This window comes from Niallia sp. FSL W8-0177 (assembly GCF_038006285.1).
GTDB classification, from domain to species: Bacteria; Bacillota; Bacilli; order Bacillales; family Cytobacillaceae; genus Niallia; species Niallia circulans_A.
Window position 1 is genome coordinate 3746303 of sequence record NZ_JBBOUX010000001.1, and the last position, 17014, is coordinate 3763316.

Genomic DNA, 17014 nt, shown 5'->3' on the forward strand with positions numbered 1-17014 from the left:
TTAAATCCAATAAAAATTACGTACGCTTATCATATCGCTGTGGCACGACATCTCCCGTTTCAAAGAAGTGTTTCAGCATTTTTTCTTTAAATCTTTGAATAACAGGGGCATATTTTTCATCATTAATCTTGTTGCATGTTTCATATGGATCTTCTGTTAATACATAAAACTCGTCTTGTTCATACAAACGGTAGATATATTTATAAGATTGATCCCGAATCATCATAGCCTTCGTATGCTGCGGCATTTTTGTTTGTTCTATCGTTCTAGCCCAATATTCATTACTTGGATCATGACCTGCATCCATACAATGTGATTCCCCTTCTAATCTTCCACCTTCAGAAAAAACTACCTCTCTATGCTCCTCTTTTCCTTCTAATACAGGTTTAAGAGACTTTCCAAAATGAGTATAATCAGGTGTAATACCAGCAATATCTAAGATAGTTGCCTGAATGTCGATTAACTCTGTCAAAGCTGCAGTTACCCTTTGCTTCACTTCCATACCTTTAGCAGGCTTAATAACGAGGGGCACATTTGTTAACATATCTTCAAAGGTATTCTGGTTTTTCTCTGCTATTTCATAATCTCCCGTATAATCACCGTGATCACTAAAGAAAATAAACAAAGTATCATCGTATAGTTTTTTATCCTTTAATGTCGCAATCAGCTCCCCAATATAGTGATCAAGTTCTGTTCCCATCGCATAATAGACGTGTTTCATTTCTCTTAATTGTTCGTCTGACCAATTATATAGCTTCTGGTTTTCTCTTATCCCCCTTAAAATGCTAGGTTTTAGTTTCCACTCTTCTTCTGTAAGGCGAATTGGATTTGGTATATCTTCTTTCTTAATTTGCTCATACCATTTCTGATCTACTTGATAAGGTGGATGAGGAAGACTTAAGGCCAGATAAACACAGAAAGGATTTTCTTCATATCGTTCTTCCTGAAGAAATTCGATAGCATTATTAATTTGTTCCCAATCTAACTTAGCAGGGCTTTCTTTTACTCCCTTAAAATGAGAATAATCGAAGTCTTTGGACTCCTTCTTTTTTGGTTGAGCTCCTCTCATTTTGCGGAAAAATTCTGCATACTGATTATCCCTTGTAGAACAATATTCTGCAACATCAACATCGGCACGTAAAAAATCATTACGTCCGCCCCAATATACGTGATATCCTTCTTTTTTTAATGTCTTTAATATATTCGGATCCTCTTCTCCCATTAAATGGTGCATCGTTCTAAAACCTTTTGTATGTGGATACCAACCTGAAAGAAAGGAACTTCGACTTGGGACACAAACAGGCAGTTGACAATATGCATTCGAAAAACCTACACCATCTTCTACTAAACTATCAATATTGGGCGTTACCGTTGTAGTATTACCTGTATAACTAATGGAATCTGCTCGCCATTGATCTGCTACTATCATTACAATATTTGGCCTTTTCATACCCGCAACAAGAAAGATTATCTTTCTTGTCATCCACCTCCTATTTCAAACTTTTGTTTTTTATAAAAATAAGTGGGAACTAAATTATTCCCACCTATTTACATTACTGTATTAGTTCTTCTATTCTTTTAAGCACCTTGCTTCCTTTTGCCATCGCATAATCTCGGCTGTCAATGACTTCGCATGGCTTCCCATTTGCATCTGCTACTTTCTTTACCGTTCTTAATTTATGACGAATTTGTGGTCCTAATAAAACGACATCAAATCGGTCAATTAAGTTCTCTAGTTGATCAACTGGATGGGCTTCTACTGTCCAATCCGCTTTTTCCGGACCAAACGAATCTCTAATACTTTTTTCTAGGATACTTGTTGAAATTCCGCCTGCACATACTAATAAAATATTCATTATAATACCTCCGTAAGTTTTTCTATTAAGTCTCGCATCGTAATGGTTGTCATTAAATGATCTTGAGCATGGATTAACAATACACTTATTTGAACTCCATCCCCCCCAGCTTCAGCTGCTAATAACGTAGTTTGTTTCTTGTGAGCTTGATTTAATTCTTCTTTCGCTAACAACATAAGTTCGTTTATTTTATCTTTCTTTTTAGGCTTTATATAATCCATTGATTCTAAAATGTATGCTCTTGCATTTCCACTATATAGGATAATTTCCATACACAGTTGTTCTAAATTCATTTTTGTCTCTTCCATCTTCGCTTTCATTCCTTCCTTATTGGACGCTTATGCCACTTTCTTGATCATTACTTCTTGCTGTCATTTGTTCTTCCTCTTGTTCTTCTTTCATCATGTCTTTCTCAAAACTCTTATGAAATGGATAATATATAGCAATGTCCACAAGAATGATTATCAAGGCAACCAATCCTGCTTTGACAGATGCAGAAGCTGCCATCGCAATTAAGATAACTGGTGTTTGGGCTGGTACATTTAAGATAGGATAATTAATAAAATGGAACCAATCAAATGCTGCATAAGTAATTATTGTATTAATAACCGGCACAGTAACAAATGGTATGAACAATTTCGTATTAAAAGGTATTGGTGTTCCGAACATCGTTGGTTCACTAATATTAAACACAGAAGGAATAAAGCCAATTCTTCCTATTTGCTTCAACCCTTTAGATTTACTAAAAAGATTAAGGAAAGCTAGAGCAAAGATTCCTGCTCCTCCAATCAAAATAAATCCAAAGTGTACCGGTGTAGTAAATACCTTGTCATAAGGAAGCCCAGCTGAATAGTTATTAAGATTCTCAACGATATTTTGAAGTTCTATCGGTAATATAATGGGCATAATGATACTTCCGCCATGTATTCCCATAAACCAAAATAAGTTTATTATGAGCATGAACAAACCAACTAAAAATACATTATCAAAATTATTTACAAGCGGACTAAAGATAGTAGTAATTAATTCAGGAAGCTTCACTCCAAATAAAGCAGTTAATATACCGTTAATAAGGATGAAAACCAATACCGTGACAATACCTGGTAAAATTGCATTAAATGAAGTTTTCACATAAATCGGTACAGAATCAGGAAATTTAATGCCTATATCTTTCACATGAAATAACCGAATGATTTCTACAACAATTATCGAAATAATAATCCCTGAAAATATACCCGTAGCGCCAAATGCACTCATATTAACTTGTAAGGTGGCAACATCATTAATCAGTATAGAAGTTGGCTCTCCTACAATGAAAAAATAAATCATCAGACTAGTAATTAGGGCACCCAGCTCATTCAGCTTATAATGTTTGGCTAAATTATATGTCAACCCCATTGTGAAAGCGATGCCAATTATTCCAGTAGAAATATCATTTATTCCTCTTATCCATAAATGATTGTCCCCCCAATTCGCCCAACCTACAAGCATCTTAGCAAATATACTCTCTGAATCAAAAACTACTTCAGGAATCGGCGGCTTCCCAATAATAACTCCTAAGGCTCCAACAATAGTCAGTGTAAGCGTAGCCAAAATACCTGTCATAATAGCCTTTAAATAACGATTGCTCGATGCCCAATCTGCTACTGGCCCCATAACCTTCTCTATATTTCCCATCATTTTATCAAACATTTTTATTCCCCCTTTATCTTTTATTTTGTTTTAACTTCTATCTTCATTATAGATAAGCACCATATTAGTTCCATTTAGATATTTACCAGATAAACTGGAAAAAGAAAAAGACATGCTTTTTACATGCCTTTTTTACTTTATATATGAAAATATGAGTTAGCTAACTCCCATGCTGTGTCAATGTTTGGCTGATATTTTTCTAGTTTTGGCTGATTTCTCCCTTACTTTGGCTGATATTTTCCCAGGTTGGCTGATTCCTCTCCCACTTTGGCTGATATTTTCCTAGGTTGGCTGATTTCTCCCTTACTTTGGCTGATATTTTCCTAGTTTTGGCTGATTCCTCCTCCACTTTGGCTGATATTTTCCTAGTTTTGGCTGATTTCTCCCTTACTTTGGCTGATATTTTCCTAGGTTGGCTGATTCCTCCCCCACTTTGGCTGATATTTTCCCAGGTTGGCTGATTTCTCCCTTACTTTGGCTGATATTTTCCCAGGTTGGCTGATTTCTCCCTTACTTTGGCTGATATTTTCCTAGTTTTGACTGATTCCTCCTCCACTTTGGCTGATATTTTCCCAGGTTGGCTGATTTCTCCCTTACTTTGGCTGATATTTTCCCAGGTTGGCTGATTCCTCCTCCACTTTGCCTGATATTTTCTCAGGTTGGCTGATTCCTCCCTCACCTTGCCCAATAATTAATGGATAATGAGTACATTTTCATTCTCTACTCATCATCCATTCGAATATTTATCCTGATTGCTTATGGGTTTTGATACTTTCTTCCTCTATTTTCTCCTATACTTCGCAAATTCATTCTTACTAGCATTTTAGCAGCTGTTTCACGTGAGGATATGTTGGCAAATTGCCGGAATTCTTTATTTGTAATAGTGGCTTTTATTAATAAAAAATAATCGTTCACTGTTTGGTGATGGGCATTTTTGTCATATGTGTGGCAGTGAGGACAGAACCATTTGCGTTTTTGACGTATCATCGCAAATTTTTCGCATGCTGGGCATTGTACACCTGTGATGAGGTCACTTTGTGGGATTCCATATTTTCTTAGTAGATCGATACTTTCAGGAGTGTTATTTTTCAAGAGATTTTTGGATACTTTGCGGAGGAGCTTCCCTTCTACCACAGTCACTTTATATTTTTGAGAGAGATTGTCCCATTTTTCTAAAAAACTATGACTGTGAATGACTTTATCTCTGATAGCTGGACTTCCTTTTAATATAGTAGATGAACTGCTGAATATTATGATGAATTCGATGGGGATTGGCGGGAGATTATGCAGTTGAAAGTACTTTTGCAATTGACGTTGGTGCCTTTTTGCTTGGGAAATTGGATTCGAATAGCCTTCTACCTTTTCATCTACTTTGCGAATCATCTGATTAAAGTTGGAGTCAATCTCTACTTCTCCATAATAGTTTTTGCATTCGACAATAAGAGCAAATTTTTGCGTGAGGATGAGATAGTCCATCTGGAAATATGTTTTTCCATCGTAGAGGCGAAGATTATGAATGATGAGGCAATCTTTGTCTGGCAAAAATTGAAAGTAATACTTCATATCTTTCTCACCCCGATAGCCTGCTAACAATTTCCTTAAATCTTCCATTACATTCGGTCTAAGCTTATACATTTCTTTTAATCTTTTGATTAGAATTTCCGTAGTTTTTAATCTATTGCTCTTACCAATTTCGTTTATAAACAATTTACCACTTCCTTTCTCTATTTCATTTATTCTATTTGTTTGCTTGAAAATCCTTTTTTTGGTGGGGAGAGGGATTGGGGTTGGCTGATATTTTCCTAGTTTGGCTGATTCCACCCTCACTTTGGCTGATATTTTCCCAGTTTGGCTGATTCCAACCTCACTTTGGCTGATTCCTACTCTACTTTGGCTGATATCCCCCGCACTTTGGCTGATTCCACCCCAACTTCGACTGATATCCGCTGATTTCCTCGCCTGCTTCAGCAAAATCCACCCCAATCAAGCCAATTCTCCCCCATATTTCAGTCCATTCACATCAAACTTCTCCAACCACCCCGCTCAATTAGTCAAACTATCTTAAAACTCTTCATAAACAGCTGGATCTTGATCGGCAATTCGCCCGTCAGCACGGGTTAGGCTGGAAATTTTATTCATTTCGTCTTCGTTCAGTTTAAAATCGAATATCTCTAAGTTTTCTTGTTGGCGTTGAGGGGAGCTTGATTTTGGGATTGGTAATGCTCCTAGTTGGGTGTGCCATCTAAGGATGACTTGGGATATTGTTTTTCCATGGGCTTCTGCTATTTGTTTAATTGTTTCGTTTTCTAACACGTTATTGGCGCGGCCGAGCGGGCTCCATGATTCGGTTACAATACCGTTTGCTTTATCGTAGGCCAGTTGTTCTTTTTGAGAGAAAAATGGGTGGAGCTCTACTTGATTAATGCTTGGCAGTACGCCGGTTTCTTTTTTCAAGCGGTCGAGATGCTCTGGCAGGAAGTTACATACGCCGATGGAGCGGATGAGTCCCCATTTTTGGGCATCAATTAAGGCTTGCCATGCCTCTACATATAAGTCTGTTTTTGGGTTTGGCCAGTGAATTAGGAATAAATCGTAATAATCTAATTTGGTGCGGTATAGTGATTCTTGGATGGTATAGATGGCTTTGTCGTATTGATGATGGCGTCCTGGAAGTTTGGAGGTAATAAATAACTGTTGTCTGCTTACGGTGCTACGGCGAACTGCTTCTCCAACTGCGCCTTCATTTTCGTAATTGAATGCAGAATCTAGTAACCGATAGCCCATGTCTATTGCTGATGTCATGGCCTGAACCCCAGTTGCTCCTCGTAAATTATAAGTACCAAAACCAATTGCTGGAATAACAAGACCGTCATTAAGCGTGATTTGTGGAATAGTTGTATGCATGATTAATATCCTCCTTCTATGAATTAGAAAAGATTTCCTCTTCAAAAAAAGTATAGTGGAAACCTAGTAGCTAATTCTAGTGATATGCTTTCAGCAAGTTATCTTTACTTCAAAATATTTCTTCATTTTCCGAGACTGTATGTTAAAATATAGGATATATATTAAAAATTGTATAGGGAGGGAAAAGTATGAAAAGCACAGGAATTGTTCGTAAAGTGGATGAATTGGGTCGTATTGTTATTCCAAGAGAATTGCGAAGAACATTAGGAATTGAAATTAAAGATCCTTTAGAAATTTTTGTCGAAGGGGAAAAAATTGTCTTCCAAAAATATAAAGCTTTTGAAGAATGTGCCATTACAGGAGAAGTCTCCCCCGATAATATCACGGTTGGGAATGGAAAGCTTGTGTTAAGTAAAGAAGGCGCAGCATTATTAATGAAAGAGTTGGAAACTGTCTTTGCAAGTGAATCACAGAAGTAAACTTTATAATAGGACAATTCCACCTTTTTCAATCACAGCGGAATTGTCTTTTTCTATGGAAATCGATTCATTAAGAAGGGCAGACTCTCGCCTAGGAGGAACTGCAGACTACTACATTTCTTCCTAATTTCTTCGCCTTATATAGCATTTGGTCACTCTCTTTTATTAATTCGTCTAGTGATTTCCCCGCAGAAAGACCACCTATTCCAACAGAAACGGTTACTTTTCCATTAGGCTGTGTCTCTTCCCCAAAGAATCGATACTCTTCCACATTTTTCCGAAATCGCTCGGCAATAGTTGCAGCTGTTTGCATATTCGTTATTTTGGTAAAGCACATTATAAATTCTTCGCCGCCATATCGAGCAAACACGTCTTCTTGTCTCATCGTATCATTTAATAACTGTGCAATCGTACGTAGTACAGCATCACCAGCTGGATGCCCATGGGTATCGTTATATTTTTTAAAATAATCCACATCCATCATGGCAATGACAATGGGAACATTATGCTGCATTAATTTTTCAACATTGGTCCGAAAAAAACGAAGATTGTATAAATCGGTCATACTATCATGTCTTGAATAATATTCTAGTTCTTTTCGTAATAATTGTTTTCTACTTACCCCATTTTGCATAAAAAAAATGCTGAGAACGGCAATGAACTCGAATACTATCAGGACAATTACTGTCATAAACGAAACATGAGTTGTCTGCAGAATAAGGAATAACCTTAAGATCTGGTAGCAGAAAAATGCGCTTAGCATATGCTTCATATTTACAATGGAATATGGTGGATTATGGGACTTCTTATTTTGAAAAAAAGCGCCTATTATAAAGGGCAGGATGATTGCCTGAAATATTCCTTCCATTACAACGGTTCCACCAAGCTGATAACGATATAAAGCCGGTAGGATGGTCGAGATTAATCCACATTTCCATCCCAATAAATAAGAAATATAAAAAATCGGAACACCTCGTAAATCCAATCGCACCTCCCCATAAATTAGTGGTTCCCACATGGCTGCAATACTTAATAGACTAACAACGATTGGAGTAACCCACATATACTTGAGAATATTTTTATATCGCAAGACAAGATATTCTTTTAACTGAAGTGCCAAAAACATAAAAGCAATTATTAATGTCATATTATTTAAAAAGGCATGGAACGTTATTTTAATGTCAATCACCCTATTTTCATGTTATCTCTTGTTGAATTGCGAATGATTATCCACTCTAGTTACATGGAAACTATTCCTACTTTTGTCCCTGTAAAAGATGCTTATTCCTAGGGGATATTTATTCAAGAGGATTTATAGAGGAATCACTTTACACATTTGAAAGGAAGTATCCCAAAACGAGCAATTAATGACGCGGTGCAAAAACCATTATCATTACACCTATTAAACAAATTCCTGCCCCTATCCAGTCATATATATCTGGTGTTTTTCTATCTATGCCCCACCCCCATAATACGGAGAGAATAATAAAAATTCCTCCATATGCAGCATATACTCTACCAAAGGACATAAAAGATTGGAAGGTTGCAATAACACCATATAAAACGAGCGATATCCCGCCAAAAATCCCCCAATAATAGGGTTTTCCTTCGCGAAGCCATTGCCAAATAAGATAGCCTCCACCAATTTCGGCTATACCGGCGATGATAAATAGAAGAATTGTCATGTCAAACCACCTAAGATTTTAGTATTTCCTTTATTATACCAAATTGGAGGCAGTTTAATGGTCGCTTTCTCTCCTGCTTCTTTTCAATAATTTCACCGTAAATTGATGAAAGAGAAGGAGCGTGACATAAAGAACTGGATAAGTAAATATAGAATATGATTGCTTCCAACCATTTAAATAGAAGGTACCGCTCCAAATAAATATCGTTTCAAAGATCATGGCAAGGACGACCAAGACAAAAACATAAACTATCTTATTCCTGAGCCTCTTTTTATACGGAAAGCAATTGAGAAAAATAATATTGACCGCAGGGTAAATTCCCAGAATATAGATAAAGCTTTCCCAATCCGGTCCTTTTTCGAAGTAACCATAAATATTATATTTCAAACTAAGATAGATATCTGTTAATAACTGAATTAACATTGCAAATAGTGTTGTTGTCAACATTTCAATAGGAGTTAAACGTTTTGGTATGCTATAGGCTAGCGTATTAAATAAAAGCACAATAAGGATAAGAACGAGCATGGAATAGACTCCAATCTATACTAAAATGTTCTTTCTTATCCTTGCCGAAATCAGATAAATTACTCATCTTCTTGCCATTTCATAAATAGTTTTGTTACTAAATATCCACCAATATATAGGAGCAAATAAATCAAGAAGATATGAAAAAAGTTAACCCATTTATATGGTTCAAATAATCCAATGCTTGTTAACAATGGTTTAAAGCCAAAACCAAAAATGGCTGCTAAAATGACAGCATATAGATAGAAGTTCTTTCCGTGTTTTAATGTCCATTGAAATACTAGCATAACCGCGACTGGAATAATCGACCCATCTAACGAAAAGCTTGGTAAGAAAGGAAGCATCTGGTATGGATAGGCCCATAACCCAAAGCGAATACCAATTGCATCTGCATAGAAAAATAACATATGCACGGCGAATCCAAAGAAACCAATGATGAAAATCCGCTTGCGGTCAATGGTAAAATATAAGACGATCAGGGGAACAACTAACATAAGCAGCACCACCCAAAATTGCCATGAATCTATGCTTGAATACAAACTCCAATACTCTTGTGCCTCTTTTGTATATTTTTCTTGAATGGAAACTAATCGATCAAAAAAGGAACGTTGTTGGTCATCATCTGATCACCTCAGGAATTATTTTCATTTTTGTAGTATGAGCTTTTTTTTAGAAAATATTTCTCCCCTGCAAAGCTTATTAAATTAGAAGAATAGGGAATGCTTCCATTAATAGAGGTTGGTTCGATTAAGATTAGCACTGGAGGTCCGATATGCATCATCGAATTTGGAATAATCCTGCTTATTTTCGTTATTTATTCTTTATTCTCTTTATCATTAGTATCATTTTAAATCGCTATATTCTGCAAAACCATGATAATTACTTTATTTTATATATATTATGCTCTATTTTTCTGGGACTCGGCTTCTACAATAGCTCTCTTTGGAAAATTGTAATGTTGACGTTTCTAGTCGTTATTTGTAGATTTTTTTTCATTCCGGATCCACATACTTCGTCTATGCTTACTTTTATTACCTATTTATTAACCTACCTTCTTATCACATTCATATCCGTTGCCTTTATGTCCCGTGTGCAAAGAGTGATGGAAGATAATTTAGCTTTAACAAAAGTACTTTCAAACGCACTAGACTCCCGAGATTCCTATACGATGCACCATTCGAAAAACGTCGCAAAATACGCCATGCAAATCGCCAAAAAAATGAAGCTCCCTCATCATTTATGTGAGGTTATTCATATCGGGGGATTACTCCATGATATTGGAAAAATTGGCATCCCAGAATCTTTATTAACAAAACCTGGAAAGTTAACAGAAGAAGAATACGAATTAATAAAAACACATACAACAAAAGGGTATGAAATCATTAAACATGTGAAGCAATATAAAAACAGCGGAATATTAGATATTGTCTTATATCACCACGAGCGTTTTGACGGAAAAGGATATCCACGACAATTAAAAGAAGAAGAAATCCCCTTGCTTGCTCGTATCGTCGCAGTAGCAGACACGTTCGACGCGATGTCTTCTGGACGTGTCTATCGAAAAGAACTTCCTTTAGCGGAAATTCTCCACGAAATTAGGCTGAATAAAGGAAAGCAGTTTGACCCAAACGTAGTCGATGTCTTTCTCGCTCTTTTTGAAGAAGAAAACAAACCATTTACAGCTGATTAATAAATTAGTGATTTCCTTAACAAGATCTCACCAAATCCGTTGACTTCTTTAAAAAAATATGCGAAAATCCAATAGTTCGCATACGAACAGTTCTGATAAAAACTATTAGAAAGGGAGAAAAATTTCAGATGAACGGGTCGTTAAATAATGAATTAATCCGCTCCTATTCTCGCATTAATAAAGCCTATAACCACCTAGTGCACCTTGATGCGAAGAAACTGGATTTAACAGCCGTGCAGCTAAAGACACTGTACAGAATTTATTTCTGCCCTAATATCGGCATTGGAGAACTTGCAACAAAACTATCTTTAACCAAAAGCACCGTTAGTGGCGTTATCGATCGACTATCCCAACGACAATTAATTGAACGAACCATTCCTGAAAACAATCGTCGATCGGTCAACATCCAACTAACTGCAGAAGGTCAGCACGTCATGCAGCAATATTTCGCCGGAACTTCCATTCTAGCGGGCAAAGTGAGAGAAGTTATGCAGCTTCCAGAGGAAGACATAAACAAATTACTTGAGCTAAATGAAAAAATACTGACCATTTTAAATGAAATTGAGGAGGAACAACCATGAATAGTAAACGCATGATTTTATTAAATATTATCCTATTGATTGTGTTAGTTGGCGGAGGGTTTGCCGGCTATTACTTCTACGATCAATCTGTTTCCTATATCAAAACAGATAATGCACAAATTGCTGGACAACAAATCAGCATCGCATCACCAGCAACAGGGAAATTAACGGATTGGAAAGGCGAAGCAGGTACTTCTTTTAACAAAAACCAAAAAATCGGTACTGTAGAAGTTGTAACAGAATCAGGTACAAATAAAATGGATATTACCGTTCCAGAAGATAGTACCATTGTTCAATCTAGCGCTGTTCCAAATACATTTGTTGCTGCAGGAACTTCCCTTGCTAAAAGCTATGATTTAGAAAATCTATGGGTTACAGCAAATGTCGATGAAACAGATATTAACAAAGTAAAAGTTGGCCAAGAAGTTGATTTATATGTAGATGCCTTCCCAGAGACTGTTTTAACAGGGAAAGTAGACAGCTTGGGACTTGCAACAGCAGGAACATTCTCCCTTCTGCCAAGCAACAACAGCTCAGGAAACTATACAAAAGAAACACAAGTAGTTCCGGTAACAATCTCTATCGATAACTACGGCGGACTAAAGCTAATTCCAGGTATGAACGTTTCCGTAAGAATTCATAAGTAGGTGATGGATATGACCACTTACATCACAAGCTATATTATAGGAAGCATCCTCCTCCTGCTGATCATCAATCTTCTTTTACGAAAAAAGAAGACAGTAGCAGAACCAAACCGCGTTATGGAAGATGCCAAGAAGGAAAATGACACTGCGTCATCCCTTACAAAATCAGAGATGGTGAAACAAGAAGAGCCATCGAAGAAAGAAGATGGCGTAGCAGAAGCAATGGAAACAAATGAAGGAATATCCGATGAAGAGGAACGCCTTGCTAATGCGGTCGAATCTAACGAAATAGCGGATGAAGAGGAGCCAGCAGCTGTGGCCAAAGAATCAAAAACTGCAAAAGCGCCTTATAAACCACTTGAAATGGGCGAAGAAATCCACCGCGGCAAAGTGATTATTGCCCTCATGCTAGGTGCATTTGTCGCTATTCTGAACCAAACTTTACTAAATGTGGCCATTCCACATATCATGAACGATTTAAATGTATCAACAAGTACTGTCCAATGGCTGTCCACTGGATATATGCTGACAAATGGAGTGTTTATCCCAATCACCCCATTTTTAATCAATAAACTAGGAACACGGAAACTGCTGATTTCAGCAATCTCCGCGTTTACTATCGGATCCATTGTCTGTGCAACCTCTGTTGGATTTTCGATGCTCCTAATTGGGCGTATCATCCAAGCAGCAGGTGCCGGTTTACTAATGCCACTTTTAATGACCGTCTTTTTAATTATTTTTCCGCCCGAAAAACGCGGAACAGCAATGGGAATTATGGGCGTCGTTATGATTTTCGCCCCAGCCATTGGGCCAACTTTATCAGGCTGGTTAATCGGTCATTATTCTTGGAGAGTTTTATTCGAGCTTGTTATTCCAATTGGCATTCTCGATTTAATTATCGCTATTCTGTGGATGAAGGATGTAACGAAAGTATCCAATCCAGTCTTTGATACAATTGGCTTTATCACTTGTACAGTCGGCCTAGGCTCCTTACTTTATGGTTTCAGTGAAGCAGGAAATAACGGCTGGGATAGCAGAGTAGTTGTTCTTTCTCTTGTTATCGGAGTAATCTTCTTATGCCTCTTCGTCTGGAGAGAACTGACAACAGAAGCGCCAATGGTGGACTTACGTGTATTCAAATATAGTATCTTTACTTTAACAACATTAGTAAGCATGATTGTCAATATGGCAATGTTTGCGGCAATGCTGCTTTTACCAATCTATTTGCAGAATATCCGTGGCTTCACTGCCCTCGATTCAGGATTATTAATGTTGCCAGGTGCGATTGTGATGGGAATCATGTCACCAATTTCCGGTAAACTTTTTGACCGCTTCGGGGCAAGACCACTAGCGATCATCGGTTTAGTCATTACGGTTCTCACCACATGGGGCTTCACTCAATTAACGATGCAGACATCTTATTCTCATCTCATGATGCTTTATATTTTCCGGATGTTCGGGATGTCGTTTATTATGATGACGGTAATGACAGAGGGAATGAACCAGCTTCCATTAAGCTTAACAAGCCATGGGACTGCTGTCTCCAATACAGCAAGAACGGTTGCGGGAAGTATTGGTACTGCCTTCTTAATCACAGTTATGACTAATCGTACCGCTTTTCATTTAGATAACTATAACAACATTATCTCGTCTGCCAACCCATATATTGCAGAGAAATTAGCTCAGCTTGGTCAAGGCTTAGCTGGTCTCACAGGACTTCCGACTGGAGCAGGCCAAACCCTAGCGATTTCTACGATTTATGGAAAAGCAACTCAAGCATCTACAATCAGCGGAATTAATGACGCTTTTATTGTAGCTACAATTATTGCGAGTGTTGCATTAGTGCTATCGTTTTTTATCCGAAGAGCTACTGCAAGTTCGAAATAAAGTTAAAAATAGGAAAAATCCCGAAGCAGAAGATGGTGCTTCGGGATTTTATTTTTTGAAAAGAAAACTGGTTTATGAAAGAGTGTCGTAAGATAGAAAGTTAATTTTTTAGCAATATTGTCATTAATATGCTGAAATAAAGGAGATGATCAGCAAAAATAACCGGTTTTTCAGCCAAAGTAAGGGGCGAATCAGCCAAAGTACAGAGGGTATCAGCCAAACTGGGGATTTATCAGCCAAAGTACAGAGGGTATCAGCCAAACTTGGAAAATATCAGCCAAAGTACAGAGAGAATCAGCCAAACTTGGAAAATATCAGCCAAAGTTCAGAGAGAATCAGCCAAAGCTCAGAGGTAATCAGCCAAACTTGGAAAATATCAGCCAAAGCTCAGAGGTAATCAGCCAAACTTGGAAAATATCAGCCAAAGCTCAGAGAGAATCAGCCAAACTGGGGATTTATCAGCCAAAGCTCAGAGAGAATCAGCCAAACTTGGAAAATATCAGCCAAAGTACAGAGGGTATCAGCCAAACTTGGAAAATATCAGCCAAAGTACAGAGAGAATCAGCCAAACTGGGGATTTATCAGCCAAAGCTCAGAGAGAATCAGCCAAACTGGGGATTTATCAGCCAAAGCTCAGAGGTAATCAGCCAAACTTGGAAAATATCAGCCAAAGCTCAGAGGTAATCAGCCAAACTTGGAAAATATCAGCCAAAGCTCAGAGGTAATCAGCCAAACTTGGAAAATATCAGCCAAAGCTCAGAGGTAATCAGCCAAACTTGGAAAATATCAGCCAAAACAAAGTCAGCGCTGCCACACAAAAAAGCACCTCTCAACGAGATGCCTTTTCCCCATAATACCCTTTAATCAGCTGATCCATTACCCAGTTGGTTCTTGCTCCACTTACGCCTGTGCTTGGACTAGTGCCTTTTCCAGTTAACTCATCCACCATCAATTGAATCATATGCTGCTGAATATGACGCGGATTTTCGATTACCCACTCTTCCGTTCCTTCTGAGGTTGTTAACGTAATGGGACCATTCCCAAAGGTTGCAAAAGTCAGTTTCCCTTTGCTTCCGACAATTTCGTTTTCGTCCATATGGTCATAGGCGCCAAAACACCATGTCCCTGTTCCATGCACACCTGATTCAAATAGATAATTGCCGGTCACCATGTCTTCTGCTTCGTAGCTGCCATTTTGGTTGGTTGCGAATCCTTCTGCCTCCTTAATCGGTCCAAGCAGAAAATCCAGAATATCCAATGTATGGCTCGCTAAATCAAGGAATAGTCCACCGCCTGCAAGTTCTGGCTGCACTCTCCATGCTTGATCATCTTTTAAAGGTGGCTGGTATTGGATTGTTCGCACAAAGCGAATATCCCCAAGCACACCGCTGTCGACTATTTCTTTTATTTTTAGAAAACGAGGAAGTGCACGTCGATAATAGGCAACATATAAAGGCACATCTGCTTGTTTACATGCTTCAATCATCTCTAGGCACTCTTGATAATTTCTTGCCATTGGTTTTTCAACATACACTGGTTTCCCTGCTTTTGCGGCAAGAAGTGCATATTCTTTATGAAAAGCTGGTGGAGTAGCGACATAAATAGCATCGACATCTGGATCATTTATTAGCGCTTCTCCATCGTCATACCATTTGGAAACATGATGACGCTCCGCATAATCCTTAGCCAATTCACCATTGCGGCGCATAACTGCCACTAGCTTTGAGTTTTCAGCTAGTTGAAAGCCTGGTCCACTTTTTACTTCTGTCACATCTCCACAGCCAATAATTCCCCATCGAACTTCTTTTTCTATCTTTTTCATCTATTTTTTCACCTCACCTTTTTATTCGCTCTTCGCCTTTGAAAACCCTTCATTTTCCACAAAATATGTCTAGTCAATTCAGATTTTTATCGCTTGCCCAGGATAAATAAGGTCCACATTTTTAATCTGTGGATTTTTTGCTTGGATGGATGAAAGGCTTGTTCCATAGATTTTGGCAATTTTCGTTAACGTTTCACCACTGGAGACGATGTGGACTGTTTCTTGCTGCGGGTTAATCCATGCCCCCGGTTTTCCTGCTATTTTCGTGACATTTATCATTCCTTGGGATGTGTTAAAAATCGAGTATGTTCCTGGCTTGACGATTCCCTTTTTATTTTGGCCAGCTTTAGCATCTGCTGCTGTTAGAAAGGCACCTGTTTCCTGCTGAACAGTGTACTTATTCGCCTGCATTTTGTCTGCTCCCCAGTGTCCAGGACTTTGCATAATCTGATTCCGGTCAATGTTGACGCCTTCTAGGATGATATTATTTTCATGTTGATACATATGAATAAAGGGAGCGACTTCTCCCCGTGACCATGCATAGGTCTGCCATAAGTAATCAACTTCCCCCTTCATGGCATGCATTACTCCATAGGAACCGTATACGCCTATTTTGTAGGATTTTAGTTCCTTTTTCACAGCCGCAGTGTAAGCTTGGATTTGTGCCATTTGCTTTCCTGTAACCTCACAATCAACTGCAAAGTAAATAGCGGTTCCTGCCGGCTGTCCAACTGCCTTTGCCCACTTTTCTGCGTCCTTCCCATCTACTGTTCCTTGCTTTTCTGTAAAATAGGAAATCTTATTAGCGCTTTTTTGAAAAATACTAATTAGCTTTATTCCTGCCTTCTGAATCACTTCAGCCTCTTTCTTATTAAAGGACTTCCAGCTATCCCCTAAATAGCGTGCGGCATAACGAAATCCTGCTCCATACAAGTCTTTTGCCATTTTCGCTGTTAATTTGGTAGCACAATCAAAGCCTATTGTCATTCTGACCCACTCCTTTTTCTTTTTATATAGAAAAAAAGCAAATAAATGGTCAGCACCTTTTCCATCTGTAAATGCATATCGTCATGTAGTGAAACTATTATCTTGGAAAGAAAAACGGGAAAAAATTCTGCAATGAGCTATCTCTTTCATCCTATCTATATTGGCGAGAAAAGAAAGTTATTCTTTGTTGCTATTTAAGAATCATTAAAGAGTATGAATAAACGACAACTGGAAGTCGTATCCGGTCCTAATTTTGCTCATC

21 protein-coding genes are annotated in these 17014 nt (G+C 38.0%); 7 read left to right on the top strand and 14 right to left on the bottom strand.

The window, feature by feature from the left end; all coding sequences use genetic code 11:
- Window positions 1–16: 16 nt before the first annotated feature.
- The 8 genes from NST77_RS18215 to NST77_RS18250 form a co-directional block, all read right to left on the bottom strand.
- Window positions 17–1483 (bottom strand): sulfatase-like hydrolase/transferase, encoded by a 1467-nt coding sequence (locus NST77_RS18215; RefSeq protein WP_341123372.1) that lies wholly within the window; start codon window positions 1481–1483, stop codon window positions 17–19.
- Window positions 1484–1553: 70 nt separating this feature from the next.
- Complete coding sequence (locus NST77_RS18220) at window positions 1554–1856, bottom strand: PTS sugar transporter subunit IIB (protein ID WP_095332574.1); 303 nt, start codon at window positions 1854–1856, stop codon at window positions 1554–1556.
- On the bottom strand, window positions 1856–2176 hold the full coding sequence (locus NST77_RS18225; protein ID WP_235850327.1) for a PTS lactose/cellobiose transporter subunit IIA: 321 nt from the start codon (window positions 2174–2176) through the stop codon (window positions 1856–1858). The genes NST77_RS18220 and NST77_RS18225 overlap by 1 nt, the downstream gene beginning before the upstream one ends.
- Before the next feature lie 7 nt (window positions 2177–2183).
- Window positions 2184–3548 (bottom strand): PTS sugar transporter subunit IIC, encoded by a 1365-nt coding sequence (locus NST77_RS18230; RefSeq protein WP_163186368.1) that lies wholly within the window; start codon window positions 3546–3548, stop codon window positions 2184–2186.
- 199 nt (window positions 3549–3747) lie between these two features.
- On the bottom strand, window positions 3748–3897 hold the full coding sequence (locus NST77_RS18235; protein WP_341123380.1) for a hypothetical protein: 150 nt from the start codon (window positions 3895–3897) through the stop codon (window positions 3748–3750).
- 120 nt (window positions 3898–4017) lie between these two features.
- Window positions 4018–4236 carry a hypothetical protein gene (locus tag NST77_RS18240; RefSeq protein ID WP_341123382.1) on the bottom strand — a complete coding sequence of 73 codons (219 nt, stop codon included), beginning with the start codon at window positions 4234–4236 and terminating at the stop codon, window positions 4018–4020.
- 68 nt (window positions 4237–4304) lie between these two features.
- Window positions 4305–5531, bottom strand: a complete 1227-nt coding sequence (locus NST77_RS18245; RefSeq protein WP_249937891.1) for a nuclease-related domain-containing protein — start codon at window positions 5529–5531, stop codon at window positions 4305–4307.
- A 78-nt stretch (window positions 5532–5609) separates the two neighbouring features.
- Window positions 5610–6452 (bottom strand): aldo/keto reductase, encoded by an 843-nt coding sequence (locus NST77_RS18250; protein ID WP_095332566.1) that lies wholly within the window; start codon window positions 6450–6452, stop codon window positions 5610–5612.
- 188 nt (window positions 6453–6640) lie between these two features.
- Here NST77_RS18250 and NST77_RS18255 point away from each other — a divergent pair, with 188 nt between their 5' ends.
- On the top strand, window positions 6641–6931 hold the full coding sequence (locus NST77_RS18255) for an AbrB/MazE/SpoVT family DNA-binding domain-containing protein (RefSeq protein ID WP_047942606.1): 291 nt from the start codon (window positions 6641–6643) through the stop codon (window positions 6929–6931).
- Between the two features lie 91 nt (window positions 6932–7022).
- Here NST77_RS18255 and NST77_RS18260 read toward each other — a convergent pair whose 3' ends face one another.
- The 4 genes from NST77_RS18260 to NST77_RS18275 form a co-directional block, all read right to left on the bottom strand.
- Complete coding sequence (locus NST77_RS18260) at window positions 7023–8078, bottom strand: GGDEF domain-containing protein (protein ID WP_341123383.1); 1056 nt, start codon at window positions 8076–8078, stop codon at window positions 7023–7025.
- A 217-nt stretch (window positions 8079–8295) separates the two neighbouring features.
- Entirely contained in the window at window positions 8296–8616 is a 321-nt protein-coding gene (locus tag NST77_RS18265) for a YnfA family protein (protein WP_123258464.1), read from the bottom strand.
- Between the two features lie 54 nt (window positions 8617–8670).
- Window positions 8671–9141: a CBO0543 family protein gene (locus NST77_RS18270; RefSeq protein ID WP_095332562.1), complete on the bottom strand. Its 471-nt coding sequence runs from the start codon at window positions 9139–9141 to the stop codon at window positions 8671–8673.
- Between the two features lie 59 nt (window positions 9142–9200).
- A complete protein-coding gene (locus NST77_RS18275) occupies window positions 9201–9635 on the bottom strand; it encodes a CBO0543 family protein (protein WP_286167727.1) in 435 nt (144 codons plus the stop codon).
- Between the two features lie 278 nt (window positions 9636–9913).
- Between NST77_RS18275 and NST77_RS18280 the strand changes: the two genes are divergently transcribed.
- The 6 genes from NST77_RS18280 to NST77_RS18305 all read left to right on the top strand — a co-directional run bounded on the left by NST77_RS18280 (window position 9914) and on the right by NST77_RS18305 (window position 14668).
- The gene (locus tag NST77_RS18280; RefSeq protein ID WP_163186371.1) at window positions 9914–10831 is read left to right on the top strand and encodes an HD-GYP domain-containing protein; all 918 of its coding nucleotides are present in this window, start codon (window positions 9914–9916) and stop codon (window positions 10829–10831) included.
- 128 nt (window positions 10832–10959) lie between these two features.
- Window positions 10960–11412, top strand: coding sequence for a MarR family winged helix-turn-helix transcriptional regulator (locus tag NST77_RS18285; protein WP_047942612.1), 453 nt, complete (start codon window positions 10960–10962; stop codon window positions 11410–11412).
- Window positions 11409–12059 (top strand): HlyD family secretion protein, encoded by a 651-nt coding sequence (locus NST77_RS18290; protein ID WP_163186374.1) that lies wholly within the window; start codon window positions 11409–11411, stop codon window positions 12057–12059. Before NST77_RS18285 ends, NST77_RS18290 begins: the two co-directional genes overlap by 4 nt.
- A gap of 9 nt (window positions 12060–12068) precedes the next feature.
- The gene (locus NST77_RS18295; RefSeq protein ID WP_123258465.1) at window positions 12069–13943 is read left to right on the top strand and encodes a DHA2 family efflux MFS transporter permease subunit; all 1875 of its coding nucleotides are present in this window, start codon (window positions 12069–12071) and stop codon (window positions 13941–13943) included.
- 145 nt (window positions 13944–14088) lie between these two features.
- The gene (locus NST77_RS18300) at window positions 14089–14340 is read left to right on the top strand and encodes a hypothetical protein (RefSeq protein ID WP_341123385.1); all 252 of its coding nucleotides are present in this window, start codon (window positions 14089–14091) and stop codon (window positions 14338–14340) included.
- A 10-nt stretch (window positions 14341–14350) separates the two neighbouring features.
- Window positions 14351–14668 carry a hypothetical protein gene (locus tag NST77_RS18305; protein WP_341123386.1) on the top strand — a complete coding sequence of 106 codons (318 nt, stop codon included), beginning with the start codon at window positions 14351–14353 and terminating at the stop codon, window positions 14666–14668.
- A gap of 104 nt (window positions 14669–14772) precedes the next feature.
- On the opposite strand, the gene NST77_RS18310 is transcribed toward NST77_RS18305, so the two are convergent.
- Window positions 14773–15765, bottom strand: coding sequence for a Gfo/Idh/MocA family protein (locus NST77_RS18310; protein ID WP_095332552.1), 993 nt, complete (start codon window positions 15763–15765; stop codon window positions 14773–14775).
- Between the two features lie 78 nt (window positions 15766–15843).
- Window positions 15844–16752 (bottom strand): glycoside hydrolase domain-containing protein, encoded by a 909-nt coding sequence (locus tag NST77_RS18315; RefSeq protein ID WP_172860016.1) that lies wholly within the window; start codon window positions 16750–16752, stop codon window positions 15844–15846.
- Window positions 16753–17014 lie beyond the last annotated feature (262 nt).